The sequence below is a fragment of the Peribacillus cavernae genome, assembly GCF_003989135.1.
GTDB lineage: Bacteria > Bacillota > Bacilli > Bacillales > DSM-1321 > Peribacillus > Peribacillus cavernae.
In genome coordinates this window covers 253,623-268,405 of the sequence record NZ_RYZZ01000001.1, presented here as the reverse complement: position 1 = coordinate 268,405, position 14,783 = coordinate 253,623, and the positions used below count along the sequence as shown (strand labels likewise).

The 14,783-nt window shown below is 40.3% G+C and carries 13 protein-coding genes; all 13 read left to right on the top strand.

The genetic code is table 11. From position 1 onward, the window contains the following. Positions 1 to 12 precede the first annotated feature (12 nt). The 13 genes from ELQ35_RS01335 (at position 13) to paaA (ending at position 14,782) form a co-directional block, all read left to right on the top strand. Positions 13 to 1,242, top strand: a complete 1,230-nt coding sequence (locus ELQ35_RS01335) for an ROK family transcriptional regulator (protein ID WP_246025930.1) — start codon at positions 13 to 15, stop codon at positions 1,240 to 1,242. Continuing rightward, a complete protein-coding gene (locus ELQ35_RS01330; RefSeq protein ID WP_126863050.1) occupies positions 1,239 to 2,318 on the top strand; it encodes an extracellular solute-binding protein in 1,080 nt (359 codons plus the stop codon). The genes ELQ35_RS01335 and ELQ35_RS01330 overlap by 4 nt, the downstream gene beginning before the upstream one ends. A 14-nt stretch (positions 2,319 to 2,332) precedes the next feature. After that, entirely contained in the window at positions 2,333 to 3,436 is a 1,104-nt protein-coding gene (locus tag ELQ35_RS01325) for an ABC transporter ATP-binding protein (RefSeq protein WP_126863049.1), read from the top strand. Then, positions 3,433 to 5,124 carry an ABC transporter permease gene (locus ELQ35_RS01320; RefSeq protein ID WP_126863048.1) on the top strand — a complete coding sequence of 564 codons (1,692 nt, stop codon included), beginning with the start codon at positions 3,433 to 3,435 and terminating at the stop codon, positions 5,122 to 5,124. The genes ELQ35_RS01325 and ELQ35_RS01320 overlap by 4 nt, the downstream gene beginning before the upstream one ends. Positions 5,125 to 5,142: 18 nt before the next feature. After that, entirely contained in the window at positions 5,143 to 6,645 is a 1,503-nt protein-coding gene (gene argH / locus ELQ35_RS01315; RefSeq protein ID WP_126863047.1) for an argininosuccinate lyase, read from the top strand. 146 nt (positions 6,646 to 6,791) lie between these two features. Beyond that, the gene (locus ELQ35_RS01310; protein WP_126863046.1) at positions 6,792 to 7,097 is read left to right on the top strand and encodes a hypothetical protein; all 306 of its coding nucleotides are present in this window, start codon (positions 6,792 to 6,794) and stop codon (positions 7,095 to 7,097) included. A 472-nt stretch (positions 7,098 to 7,569) separates the two neighbouring features. Then, positions 7,570 to 8,592, top strand: coding sequence for a LacI family DNA-binding transcriptional regulator (locus tag ELQ35_RS01305; protein ID WP_126863045.1), 1,023 nt, complete (start codon positions 7,570 to 7,572; stop codon positions 8,590 to 8,592). A 33-nt stretch (positions 8,593 to 8,625) separates the two neighbouring features. Beyond that, positions 8,626 to 9,024 (top strand): D-ribose pyranase, encoded by a 399-nt coding sequence (gene rbsD, locus ELQ35_RS01300; protein WP_126863044.1) that lies wholly within the window; start codon positions 8,626 to 8,628, stop codon positions 9,022 to 9,024. Between the two features lie 60 nt (positions 9,025 to 9,084). Next, a complete protein-coding gene (locus ELQ35_RS01295; RefSeq protein ID WP_246025929.1) occupies positions 9,085 to 10,560 on the top strand; it encodes a sugar ABC transporter ATP-binding protein in 1,476 nt (491 codons plus the stop codon). Next, complete coding sequence (locus ELQ35_RS01290; RefSeq protein ID WP_246025928.1) at positions 10,553 to 11,536, top strand: ABC transporter permease; 984 nt, start codon at positions 10,553 to 10,555, stop codon at positions 11,534 to 11,536. Before ELQ35_RS01295 ends, ELQ35_RS01290 begins: the two co-directional genes overlap by 8 nt. Before the next feature lie 18 nt (positions 11,537 to 11,554). Then, positions 11,555 to 12,514, top strand: a complete 960-nt coding sequence (locus ELQ35_RS01285; protein ID WP_126863042.1) for a substrate-binding domain-containing protein — start codon at positions 11,555 to 11,557, stop codon at positions 12,512 to 12,514. 17 nt (positions 12,515 to 12,531) lie between these two features. Next, complete coding sequence (rbsK, locus tag ELQ35_RS01280) at positions 12,532 to 13,464, top strand: ribokinase (RefSeq protein WP_126863041.1); 933 nt, start codon at positions 12,532 to 12,534, stop codon at positions 13,462 to 13,464. Positions 13,465 to 13,873: 409 nt separating this feature from the next. Continuing rightward, the gene (gene paaA, locus ELQ35_RS01275) at positions 13,874 to 14,782 is read left to right on the top strand and encodes a 1,2-phenylacetyl-CoA epoxidase subunit PaaA (RefSeq protein WP_126863040.1); all 909 of its coding nucleotides are present in this window, start codon (positions 13,874 to 13,876) and stop codon (positions 14,780 to 14,782) included. Position 14,783: the final 1 nt, after the last annotated feature.

The following is a 14,783-nucleotide window of genomic DNA, read 5'->3' as shown; positions in this document are numbered from 1 at the left end:
GGCCGTGATGCTATGAGTTTTAAAGGAACACCTATGTATATGAAATCCATCAATAAAAAAAGGGTTTTGCAGTGTATTCAAGAAAATGCTCCTATTTCAAGAGCAGAGATTGCTGGGAAAATTAAAATAAGCAAGCCCACTGTCTCCTTATTAGTCGATGAACTTATCCAGGAACAATGGGTTTTTGAAAAAGGGAACGGTGAAGCCTCCTCACAAGGAGGAAGGAGGCCGATTCAGCTTTATTTCAATGATCGGGCTGCTTATATTATCGGCACAGATATTGGCGGGACAAAAGTAAATACGGTCGTCAGTGATTTGCGAGGAAATATAATTGCATCAAGCAGTTTTACAACCGGTGCATACCTGGAGTCCGGATTGTTAAAACAAATCGCATCTGAAGTGGAACGTTTACTACAACAGAACAACATCGGCCGGACGGATATATTAGGGATGGGTGCAGGCGTACCTGGAATAACGGAAACCGCAACTGGAATAGTGGTTGAGGCACCCACGTTAAACTGGGTTCAATATGATTTTATTAGTGAAGCTAAGAAGTACTTTTCGTTCCCTGTTTATGTGGACAATGATGTCAATGCCGCCGCGCTCGGGGAACAATGGCTGGGCAGCGCAAAGAACAGAAAGAATGTTTTATTTATCGCCGTTGGTACCGGTATCGGGAGCGGTATTATTATTAACAATCAGCTGTACCGGGGTTCTTCAAGTGCCGCGGGTGAGATCGGGTACATGGTGACAGATAAAACGGATTTGAAACATGACTTTAAGCCGACCTTTCATCGCTATGGTTATTTAGAAAGTGTAGCTGGCGGCAAATCAATAGGGGACAAATTCACAACACACATCAGAAATGAGCCTGATCATGCTTTATTCGAACAGGCTAAAACATCTGAATTGACAGGTGAAATGGCATTTGAACGAGCGAAAAAAGGGGATAGGATCGCCCTGGAAGTAATTGAAGAAGCAATCGAGCATTTGGCATATGGGGTGATCAATGCTGCTAGTTTGCTAAATCCTGAGGTTATTATTTTGGGAGGTGGTGTTTTACAATCAACCGAACTTATTTTACCTGCTTTACGTAAAATCGTGAATCAATATCTTCCAAGTTCAGTAGAAATTCATACATCACAGTTAGGGGATCATGCAGGAGTGCTGGGAGCAGTTTCACTGTTTTTACGGGAGCATGCAAGTATTTTAAATTATCATGACGAGGGGGACTGTTTATGAAAACAAAGAAAAAGGTATCGGTTGTTACAGCGTTGACGTTATCTGCTGCTTTGTTACTTTCAGCATGTAATTCAGAAAGTAGTTCGAGTAAACCAGAAGAAAAGGAAGGTAAACTGGAAGAAAAAATTGTTATCTACTCCCCGCACGGAAAAGATATTTTGTCCAAATTCGAACAACAATTCGAGCAAAAATATAATATTGATGTCGAGTGGCTGGATATGGGTTCCCAGGAAGTGCTAGACCGCGTCCGCTCGGAAAAAAATAATCCACAGGCAGATGTTTGGTGGGGAGCTCCTTCCACAAGTTTTGATCAAGCAAAAGACGAGGGTCTGCTAAAGCCGTATGAACCAAAATACGCTGCTGCTCTGGACGAAGGCTTCCATGACCCGGATTGGCACTGGAGCGGCACAAGTCAGACACCGGAAGTCATTATGTATAACAGTAAAAAGGTAACAAAGGAAGAAGCTCCAAAGGATTGGGATGAGCTCCTCGATCCTAAATGGAAGGATAAGATCATCATTCGTTATCCATTAGCATCCGGTACGATGAGAACGATTTTCTCGGCGATGATTTACCGTGACTTCAAGAATTCAAATGAACCGGCTAAAGGATATGAATGGTTAGAGAAATTGGATGCAAATACAAAAGAATATTCAGCAAATCCTGAAATGATGTACAGCAAAGTTGCCAAAGGGGAAGGAGTGCTCTCCGTTTGGGCGATGCCGGACGTTGTGATGCTGAAGGAAAATAAAAATTATCCATTCGAGTTCATTATCCCCGAAAGCGGAACACCGGTATTGACAGAAGGGATTGCCGTAGTGAAAGATGCACCGCATCCAAAAGCGGCAGAAGCATTCTATGAATTTGTCAACACACCGGAAGCTGCCAAGATTTTGGCTGAGGAATTCTATCGTATCCCAACAAGAAATGATGTGAAAGATTTGCCAAAGTGGATTACCGATACTGAGATTAAGAGCATGGACATCGATTGGCAGGTATTCCAGAAAGAAAGCGATAAGTGGATGCAGCATTGGGACGAAAACATTAAAAGTGGAGATAAAGAAATTAAGGAATAGGAAGTGTAGTTGGTATGGCGTCGATAAAACTTGAAAATGTCCAAAAAGCCTTCGGGAACGTAATCGCAGTCGATCATTTAGACTTACACATAAAGGACGGGGAATTCTTTACCTTTCTGGGTCCAAGTGGATGCGGTAAGACCACTACACTCCGCATGATTGCCGGCTTTTACTACCCGACAAAGGGCCTTGTCCGATTTGGCGAAAAAGATATGACGCGTGTACCTCCGGAAAAAAGAAATACGGGCATGGTTTTTCAAAACTATGCCCTTTTCCCTCATATGACGGTCTTTGAAAATGTGGCATTTGGATTGAAGGTCAGAAAAATTCCTGTAAATGAAGTGAAAACGCGGGTACAGGATGTCCTTCATAAAGTGAGGCTCGAGAAATATACAGATCGTCAAGTGAGTCAACTAAGCGGGGGGCAGCAGCAGCGTGTGGCACTTGCTCGGGCATTGGTCATCGAACCTCAAATTCTGCTATTGGATGAGCCGCTGAGCAATCTGGATGCCAAGTTACGCGATGAAATGAGAAGTGAGATCTTACGGTTGCAGCAAGAATACAAGATTACCACGATTTATGTTACCCATGACCAGGCAGAAGCATTATCTATGAGTGATCGAATTGCTGTTTTTAATTTTGGCGAATGCCACCAGGTAGGAACGCCGACTGAAATTTACAACACACCAACTAATGATTTTGTCGCCCGTTTTATCGGTGAAATCAATCTTCTGTCTATTAAAGTCGATAGAGCCGATGAAGAGAAAGTACACGTGTCCCTGCTGGATGGTTCGGAACATTTTGTCGTACATAATCATCCTTTTCATATTGCCTTGGAGGGAAAAAAGGAACAGCTGGCCCTTTCCATCAGGCCAGAAGCGATAAAAGTCCTGGACAATTATATGAAGGGACCCAATATTTTTAAAGGAACGATTATGGATGTCGAGTTTTTCGGCTCTGTTATCAACCTGAATGTGAAGATAAATAAGCTGGTTCTGCAAGTGAATTTGTTAAATGATCATAGGTCCAGCAATTTTAAAGAAGGAACCGACGTTTACGTACAGCTGCCGGAGGATCAAATTCGAATTATTCCCATGGTAAGTGGTGATGTCACATGATGAAAAATCGTGATAACAGATTGACTTTGCTTCTATTGATTCCTGTTATTTTAGTGTTGATCGCTTATGTTCTTTATCCTTCTTTACGGACCTTCTTTGAAAGCTTGCAAAAAGATGGCAGTATCACCTTTGGCAATTATCAGGATTTTTTTACACAAGCATCCAAAACCAATTTGGAAGCATTATGGAATTCCGTTTATATTTCGCTGCTAAGCGTGTTAGCCAGTGCCCTGATAGGTATTCCACTGGCCTTTGTATTCAATCGCTACGACTTTCCAGGGAGAAGTTTTTTTTCAACGGCTGCGATCATGCCCATCGTTCTTCCATCATTAGTCGGGGTTATGGCGTTTATGTTTTTATATGGGGAAACAGGGTTGGTCCCGAATGCGATAAAGGATCTATTCGGGCTTGAGAAAGTACCCTTCAAAATCGGAGGGATTTCGGGGATCTTAGTTGTCCATGCCTACACGATGTATGTGTATTTCTATATGACCGTATCGTCGGCGATTCATAAAATCGATCCTTCCCTGGAGGAAGCAGCCTACAATTTAGGAGCCAGTAAAAGTAAAGTGTTTTGGAAAGTAACGTTTCCATTACTGACACCAGCTATCGTTGCTGCATCGCTGTTGGTTTTCATGATTTCCATGGCCTCCTTCAGTGCACCGTTTTTACTGGCTGGCGGCTTTCGGGTCTTAAGCTTACAAATTTATTTTTCAAAAATTAATGGTGATATGGAAATTGCCGCCACGCAATCAGTCATACTTTCGATCGTTTCGATTAGCTTTCTGTTGTTTATGCGGTGGTACCAGAATCGGAAAGATTACCGAATGGCGTCTAAAGGGATTGGCGCCCATCGCAGCGAAGTGAAAAATCCATTCATAAAGTGGACCATGGTCATGATCGGAATGGTTGGAGTTATCATCCTGCTCCTGCCGCATTTCACCATCCTGCTCCTTTCATTAGTACCTGATGGAACATGGACATGGCAAACCTATCCTACTATCTTTAACTTTGAAAATTACCGGCTTCTTTTCGAGGATCCGAATATATTGAAGCCTTTAAAGAATAGCTTATTGCTGTCCGTTATCGCGACAGCAGGAAATCTCGTCTTTGGAGTTTTAACATCTTATTTATTGGTAAAGCGCAAATTCGTCGGGAAAAGTCTTGTCGATATCCTGGTAATGATCCCGTGGGCGCTACCAGCAACTGTTATTGGGATGAATCTAGTATTTGCCTTTAATGAACCAAGCATCTTTACTTTTGGAAACATTCTTGTCGGAACGTTTTGGATCTTGCCCTTGGCTTATTTTATCCGTCACATTCCTTTAATCGTCCGATCCACGAATGCGGTGCTTGAGCAATTGGATGACTCCATCGAGGAAGCGTCAAGAAGCCTGGGGGCCAAATGGTTTTATACCTTTAGAAAGGTCATTTTGCCTATAATCATGCCGGGTGTGTTATCCGGAACACTGCTGGCCTTTGTCGAATCTGTTGGGGAATTCCCGACATCCGTTCTCTTATACACGATATCCAATCGGCCAATCTCGATTGAAATTATGAACCAGCTCCGTATGGCTAACATGGGGCAGGCTGCAGCATACGGGATGATCCAGATTGTAATAATCGCAGTCGTTCTCTTTATTTCGAATAAATTTTTTGGAGTGAAAGCCGAACAATCACTTTCATGAAATCGGAGATGAAATAGTATGAACAAGCTTGAGGAGTTTATCAGGAAAGAAGGAACAGTATTTCCAGGAAAAACCTATATGGAAGAATTATTGATGCCTGTTTTCAATGATCAGAGAGATTTTTTATTCCATGTCATGTTTGATATCCACCGGGCACATGTCATTATGCTTGCCGAACAGGGCATTATCGATTTAACCGAAGCGAAAGTGATGTTAGAAGGAATCAATAAAGTCGCGAAATCGGATATTGCCTTATTGGCCTATCAACCTCAATTCGAGGATCTGTTTTTCATGATGGAAGCGAAGATAGGGGAAGAGATCGGTGACGAACTGGCTGGTAAGATCCATATCGGGCGCAGCAGAAACGATATGGGTGTGGCCATGTACCGGTTGGTTTTAAGAGAACATCTACTGAATACTATTGAGAGCGCATATCAATTAAGTGAAGCGCTCTTGGACCAATCCGCCATACATTCAGAGACCTATATGACGGGCTATACCCATACACAGCCTGCTCAGCCGACTACTTTAGGCCATTATTTATTAGCGATTTATGACGTTATGCAAAGAGACATCAAACGTCTTTGGTCCGCTTATCATCTGGTCAATCAATCTCCGCTGGGGGCAGCTGCTTTGACAACGACCGGTTTTCCGATTAGCCGGGAACGTACCTGTGAGTTGTTAGGCTTTGAGGGAATAATTGAAAATTCCTATGATTCGATTGGAGGCGCCGATTATCTGCTTGAGACTTCCACAGCCATTATGACCCTTATGGTCAATACCGGAAGATGGATCCAGGACTTTTTACAGCAGGTAACCAGGGAATTCGGCTCGTTTCTTGTGGCGGATCCTTATGTACAGGTGAGCAGCATCATGCCACAAAAACGAAACCCTGTCTCCATCGAACATTCCCGTTCTTTAGCAAGCAGTGCTTATGGCGATGCTTTGGCTGCGATCAATATGATCCATAATACGCCGTTCGGCGACATCGTAGACACAGAAGATGATTTACAGCCACATTTATACCGTGCATTTACTAATGCAAACCGGGTATTAAAATTAATGTATGCCGTCATAACTACATTAAAAGTAAACAGTGAACATATGAAAGAAATGGCCAAAAAATCAAGTATTACCATTACCGAATTGGCGGACACCTTATCCAGGGATTATCAGGTACCGCTTAGAAAAGCCCATTCAATCGCCAGCTACATCTCAAAACGAACGATCAAAGAACAGAAAGAATTATATGAATGGGATATACGCGATATTAATGAAATGATTCACGAATTCGTCAATGTGTCATTATCAGCAGAAGAATGGAAAAAAATCATTTCACCCGAGTATTTTATTAAAATCAGAACCATACAAGGCGGACCGAATCCAAATGAAGTCATCAGAATGATTTCAGAACGAAAGAAGCAACTTCTCGCGGAAGTCCATGAATATGAATCCACAGTTGAGATTTTAAAAACAAAAAGGGCAAATTTAGTTGAATTTTGCTTCGACGACAAAAAATAGGATTGTTTTACAATTAAAACCTCAGGATTGAATCCTGGGGTTTTTTCAGATGAAAGGACTTCCATTAGATTTTTAACACATAATTTCCTTTACACAGGAAATGATAAAAAAAGGCTTAAAAAATCATATAAGAAAGGGGAGTGACCATGAATAAAAAATGGTTTCTCATGCTAACTGGTACAATTTTATCTGCTATGATGGTAGTGGGATGTAACAATGATCAGGATCCGGCGCCTCCTGACCAAGAACAAAATACGGATCAAGGCCCGGTAGATGAAAATAACAATGATACAAATGATCTCAATGGCGATACAGAGCCTGAAAACGACATGCCTGGCGATGATCAAAATGATACTATGAACAAAGATGATGAAAAGGATGCCAATCCAGATTCAGAAGATCCGATAGAGGACCCAAAAGATATGAATGATGCAAATAATCGAGACGATTAATTCAGGTGGCTGGTCTCATTAAAAAAGAAGGGCCCCTTCTTTAATCTGTTTCGAACTTTTAGTTTTAAGCCAAAAACCTGAAGATCAAATAGACCTTCAGGTTTTTTGTTATTCTTTTTTTCATTTTCAATAACTTAAATGAGGAAAAGAACATTTCAACTAACTGAGTTCTTATGTTGAGTAGCTAAATGTTCGCTTTTACATTTGTCTTTTGCCTGGTCTTTACGGTTGCTCAGGTTCCCCTTGTCCTTAAAGGATCAGTAGATGGTTAACAAAAGCCTAATAAGTTTAAATTGTATTTATACTTGAAGGGTAAAATTTTCAAAAAATTCTAAAAAATTATTGCCGGGTGAATTTAGGCCATGGTAATATCAAAGTAAGAAAAATCTAAACGTTTACATTTGGTTAATATTACTTTTTCCTATTTTTCGAGGAAAATATGTAAGCGCTTTTACCCTTAGGAGCAGATCGTATGGAATACAAACCAACTATAGAAGACGTAGCAAAACGCGCGAAAGTTTCTATTGCAACAGTGTCACGTGTAATTAATAAACAGGGTGGAGTAAGAAAGAAAACAGAGGAGAGAATTGTAAAAGCAATTAATGAATTAGGATATATTAGAAGTGCAGTTGCAAGAAGCATGAAGAAAAAGGAAACAAACACAATCGGTATTATTGTTCCCGATATCAGAAACCCCTTTTTTCCTTCAGTTGTTTCAGGCATTGAACGGATGGCCCGCGATAAAGGGTATTATACAATTCTCAGCAGTACCAATGAATCTCTTATTGTAGAAGAAGAGGTTGTTAAAATATTTATTGAGCGAGGGGTAGACGGAGTAATAATCACAACTGCGAATGAAAATGGTAACCACATTAAACTATTGCAGGAACAAGGAATCCCTCTTGTTGCAATTGATCGGGCAATTAAGCGTTTTGAAGTTGATACAGTATTGGTTGACAATATAAAGGGATCATATCAAGCAGTTCAACATCTGATCTTACAAGGACATAAAAACATTGCGATTATTTGCGGGCCTCAGAATACGACTCCTGGGTTTGAAAGGTTGCAGGGCTACAAGAACGCCCTTGAAGAATACAACTTACCTGTAAATGAAAGTTTTATAACGAATGGGGATTTTATGGAGGAGAGCGGTTATAAAGCAACATATAAATTGTTTCACTTACCAAAACGCCCTACCGCGATCTTTTCATCAAATAATTTAATGAGCATCGGGTGCATGAAAGCTTTGATGGAGCTTGAGTGGAAATTAGGTGAGGAGGTATCTTTTATTGGTTTCGATGATGTAGAGATTGCAACATTTATTACTCCAAAGCTGTCAGTTGTTTCTAGGCCTATGAATGCTCTCGGTGAAATTGCTTTTCAGTTGTTGCATGACCGTATCCACAGTAAGGAGAGTTTGCCAAAGCGAGAATACTTATTATCCCCAGAGTTAAAGATACGAGAGTCCTGCAGACTAAACAAACTAGTTTTCTAAACGTTTACATTTTGCAAAGGGAGAGAATATTTAATGAAAAAAAGTGGTATTTTAAATCCGGAAATTAATCAATTGATTTCAGAAACAGGTCATACAGATACTATTGTTATAACAGATGCAGGACTTCCGATTCCGGAAAATGTTACCCACAGAATTGATCTAGCCCTAAAAGAGGGACTTCCGGGATTTCTTGAGACTCTTGATACAGTTTTATCGGAATTGGAAGTAGAAAAGGTCATCCTTGCTGAGGAGATAAAAACGAAAAGTCCAGATATGAACGATGAAATTATGAGTCGGTTTCCAGAACTTGCAGTTGAATATGTACCACATACCGAATTTAAGCAACAGACCAAAACAGCAAGAGGGCTAATTAGAAGCGGAGAATTCACCCCGTATGCAAATGTTATTTTGGTTGCAGGTGTTGTGTACTAAATGAGTTATCATCTTCACTTTTTTTAGGGGGAGAAGGAAATGGATTCTATGTTACTCGAAATGAAACAAATTACAAAGGAATTTCCAGGGGTAAAAGCACTTGAAGGAGTATCTATAAAAATAAACCGCTCTGAGATTCTTGCTCTTATCGGGGAAAACGGAGCCGGTAAATCCACTCTTATGAAGATTCTTGCAGGTGCCCATCAACCAAGTAGCGGACAAATTTATCTGCATGGAAAACCAGTCACGATTGAAGGTCCAAAACATTCTCAAAATCTAGGGATAAGTATTATATATCAGGAATTTAACCTTATTCCACATATGAGTGTTGCAGAAAATATATTTATCGGTCGGGAACCTCGTAAAGCAAAAGGAATATTACATCGAAAAAAAATAAAGGAAGAAACAAGAAAGTGGCTTGATAAGGTAGGTCTAACCCAACTGTCATCTGACACGATTATTTCAGATTTGTCTGTGGCAGAGCAACAGTTAGTCGAAATTTCAAAGGCGCTTTCTTTCAACTCGCAGATTATCATCATGGATGAGCCAACAGCGGCTTTGAATGATGAAGATACTAGTAAGCTATTAAAGATCATGAAGGAACTGAAACAACAGGGTATAGGAATTATCTTCATTACTCACCGATTAGAAGAGGTGCAAGCAGTTGCAGATCGTGTTTCGGTTCTTAGGGATGGAAAATACATAGGTAGCTCATTAACACAAGCTATAACTAAAGATGAAATGGTAACCATTATGGTTGGCAGAGAACTGACAGAATTATTTCCTGAAAAGACTATTCCGGACAGTAGCAATTCTATCGAAGTAACAAATGTAAATGTACCAAATGTTCTTCAAAATATAAACTTTCAGGTTAAAAAAGGTGAAGTAGTCGGCATAGCGGGCTTATTGGGGGCTGGGAAAACGGAACTATCCAAGGCTTTATTTGGATTATATAAAAATATGAGTGGAACGGTAACGGTAGGTTCAATGAATATCTCCAGCCCAAAGCAGGCAATTGATGCAGGAATCGCTCTGGTTACCGATGATCGAAAACAGGAAGGGCTTGTTTTAGGTCTATCAGTATACGAGAATTTACTTCTTCCCGCTTATAGAAAAATATCTAGGTTCGGAGTTTTACAGAAAGACAAGAAAGATGAGATTGTAAATCGCTGGATAAATGATTTGAAGATAAAGGTGCATGATCCACATGTAGAAGTAAGGACACTCAGTGGAGGTAACCAACAAAAAGTAGTATTAGGTAAATGGCTGCAGATGAATCCGAAAGTGTTAATTTTAAATGAACCAACAAGAGGTATAGATGTTGGTGCCAAGGCAGAAATTTATCAAATAATGAAAAGGCTTACAGAAAAAGGGATCTCCATCATCATGTTTTCCTCTGATATGCCCGAGTTGCTGGGTTTAAGTCACCGGATTTTAGTCATGCATGGGGGGAGGATAAGCGCAGAATTGAACCAAAGCAAAGCTACGCAAGAAAACATTTTCTATTTTGCATCTGGAGGTGGGGTGAGTGTATAGTGTTCCTTCAACTAAAAAAGAACAAGTAAGAAAATCGAATAGAAACTGGAATGCTCTGCTGGAAAAATACCGTGTTTTGCTTATTTTTCTTGTTTTATGTATAGCGGCAGGGTTTCTATCTGATGCGTTCTTTACAATGAATAACATCATGAATGTTTTCAGACAGGTTTCAATTATTGCCATTATTGGAAGTGGCATGACGCTTGTCATACTGATAGCAGGTATTGATTTATCTGTAGGAGCAGTCATGGCATTTTCTGGCGCCATTCTAGCAGGCATCTTGACTGCAGGATTCCCTCTTTCTGTTGCTCTGCTAGGAGCATTGGCAGTAGGTCTCCTTTTTGGGGTATTTAATGGATTTGTTGTGGCAAGATTCGGGGTTCCTTCCTTTATTGTAACCCTGGCAACAATGGTAATTGCTCGTGGGATGACATTAGTTTATACCAAGGGTTATCCATTGGTAGTCAGCAATGAGCTATATCGTTATATTGGAAATGGCAAGTTTTTTGGAGTTCCAATTCCTATTATCATCATGTTTGCTGTCTTTGGATTTATGTATTGGATGTTAAAGTATACAAGCTTTGGACGTTATATTTATGCCATAGGAGGTAATGAAGAAACAGCGATTCTGGCGGGGATAAATGTAAAGTCGATCAAAGTAGCCGTTTTTGGAATCGCAGGTTTGTTATCAGCATTATCTGCAGTGATCTATACATCTAGATTAATGTCCGCCCAGCCGACCGCTGGATCAGGGATCGAATTGGATGCTATCGCAGCTGTTATTATTGGCGGAACCAGTCTCACAGGTGGGAAAGGGGGGGTAATAGGTACATTAATCGGGGCGCTAATAATGGGGGTTCTGGATAATGTCCTGAATTTAATGAATGTTTCTCCTTTTTATCAAAGTATCGCGAAAGGTCTTGTTATTCTAGTAGCTGTATTAGTAGATAGTAAGTTTGCAAGGATAAAAAAATAAGGTGATGGGGGTAAGATAATGAAAAATTTTTTTTCTTTATTAGCATTAGTTGTAGGCGTTTTGGGACTGGTTGGTTGCAGTATGGATGAGAGTAAAAGTACAACTACAGGTTCAGAAGCAAAAGATGATGGGAAACTAAAAGTAGGTCTTTCTATGAATACCTTAAATAACCCATTCTTCGTAGCAGTGAAAGAAGGCGCTGAAGCTCAGGCGAAAGAAAAAGATGCTACCCTTGTTGTGACAGACGCTCAAAATGATTCCGGCAAGCAGATGTCTGATGTTGAGAATCTATTGCAGCAAAATATAGATATATTAATAATTGACCCGGCAGATAGCGATGCAATTGCTGAGGGTGTTAAGAAAGCGAACGATGCGAAAATTCCTGTATTCACAATTGACCGTCAATCCAATGGTGGAGAAGTTATTACACACATTGGATTTGATGCTCTTAAATCCGGGACTATTGCAGGGGACTTTTTAAAAGAAACTTTAGGCGGTAAAGGGAAAATTGTAGAGATACAAGGGATTCTAGGCACAAGTGTAGGCCAGTTAAGAAGTGAGGGTTTCAATAAAGTTATGAGCCAGACCCCTGGATTTGAGATTGTTGCAAAACAGGCTGCCAATTTTGACCGCGGAGAAGCGTTAAAAGTAATGGAAGATATTCTTCAAGCAGAACCGGAAATTGATGGAGTATATGCCGCGAATGATGAGATGGCACTTGGTGCATTAGCAGCAATTGAAGCAGCTGGGCGTCTGGATGAAATCGTGCTAATTGGCTGTGATGCAGTAGATCCAGCTATAGATTCTATAAAACAAAAGAAAATGGAAGCAACTATAGCCGAACCTCCATTTTTCCTTGGAAAAGAAGCAATAGATACTGCTCTGAAAATTTCAGAAGATGAATCTGTAGAAAAAGAAGTGATTTTAGATTCCACACTGGTTACTCCAGATAATGTGGATAAAGTCAAAACTAAATAACTATCGGGGGATTTATAATGCCAAAGATTGTTGTCATTGGAAGCTATGTTGTAGATTTAATGAGTAGAGCTCCTCACCTTCCAAAGCCTGGAGAAACAGTTCTAGGGGGCCCATTTAAAATGGGCCCTGGAGGCAAAGGCGGCAATCAGGCAACCGCCGCGGTACGATGCGGATCAAACGTAACTTTTGTAACTAGATTGGGTGATGATGTATTCGGAAGGGAAGCATTAGAACACTTTAGGAGGGAGCGTGTTAATACTCAATATATAAAGCATGATAAAGATGAAGCAACCGGAGCCGCTTTAATTAGTGTAGATCAGCAAAGCGAGAATAGCATTGTAGTGGCTCTGGGTGCCTGCGGAAAGATATCAGAAGGAGATGTATTAGAAGCAGAGGCAGAAATAAAGGAAGCCGATATAGTTTTGCTTCAATTGGAAACCAGTATTGAAGCTGTTGTAGCGTCGGTAAGGTTATCAGCCAAGCATGGTGTTCCTGTAATATTAAACCCTGCCCCTTTTCAGAAATTTTCTAAAGAGATTCTTAAGGATGTCAGCTATATAACTCCCAATGAAACAGAAGCTCACGAATTAACGGGAGTGGAAGTGATAGATGAACATTCAGCGTTAATCGCTGCAAAAAAACTTTATGAACTGGGAGTTAAGAACGTCATTATTACGTTGGGAAAACAGGGAGCGTTCCTATACACTGGTGGAGAAAAAGGGAAACTAATACCGGGTTTTACTGTTGATGCCATTGATACAACTGGAGCAGGAGATGCATTTAACGGAGGTTTCGCTCACGCAGTGGCAAGCGGGAAATCAATAACTGATGCGATGATTTTCGGAAATTGTGTGGCGGCGCTATCTGTTACAAAAATAGGAACAGCTCCAGCAATGCCAATAAAGACGGAAATAGATGAATTCTTAAAGCATAATGGTGTACTGATATAGTGCTACACATCATACTGTACATTATATTTTGATTATATGAAGGTATCAAATGACGGAAAAATATCAATGGGTGAATTGATTCATCCAAAAGTAGAAGCAGAACTTGTACTTGTGTTAAAAAAGGATCTTGAAGGTGAAGACCTATCAATTGACGATGTTTTACATATAAACAAATAAATAAACAGTAGCTAAGAGAAACATTCATTCACCTCGGAAAGCCGTTATAACCTGCATTTGGTTGAACGGCTTTTTTTATAAGGCAGTTCAATGTTTTCCGAAGAAGAATGCTGGAAGCTCGCTGTATAATTTTAATTATTAACTAATCAATAAAATATATTGATATTTACAAATACTCAGAATATAATTTAACCAACAAGTTAATAAAAATAAAGGAGAGAAGGTGGCACAAATGACGGTAGAAAGTTTCGAGGCTAAACTGGCTGCAGACAAGAAGATTGAGCCGAATGATGAGATGCCAGACGAGTATCGGAATGCAGCTTTACGAATGATGAAATTCCATGCAAGCAGTGAAATTGTAGGTGCCATACCAGAAGCGGAATGGATTCCTTATGCACCTAGTTTGTTCAGGAAAAGGGTTTTGATCGCCAAGGTACAGGATGAAGTAGGCCACGGCCAAATCTTAATGCGGGTGGTCGAAGATCTCGGATGTTCAAGAGAACAATTTATCCAGGATATTTTGGACGACAAGGCTAAATATTTAACCGTGTTTGATGAAGAATATGAGAGTTGGGCTGATATCGGGATGATTGGCTGGCTGGGTGACGGGGCTGAAATCGAAAGGCAGCATACCTTAAAAGATGCGAGCTATGGCCCGTATGCAAGAGCGATGCACAAAATTGTTTATGAAGAAGCGTTCCACTATTCACAAGGCAGGGACCTTATCGCTACCTTGATGCAAGGAACAAAGGCGCAAAGGGATATGGTACAGGAGTCGTTTAATAAATGGTGGTGGCGGGCCATGGTTTTATTTGGGCCTCACGACAGTGAATCAACTCATTCAAAGGTTCTGATGAATTTCAAATTAAAAATCAAGTCCAATGATGAGTTGCGTAATCTTTTTTTAAATAAATTTGTCCCCCGTATTAAGAAAATGGGACTGGAAATTCCTGATCAAACGCTGCAATATGATGAGAGTAAAGGTAGTTGGAAGTACAAAGACCCAGATTTTACAATCTATAAAAATAGTAAAAGCTTGCCGTCCCATCAGCGGCGTTTAAAATTCCTGCGGCAAAGCTATGAAACGAATGGATGGGTCAGAAGATTAGTTGAATTGGATAACATCCCGAAAGCTTTATAAC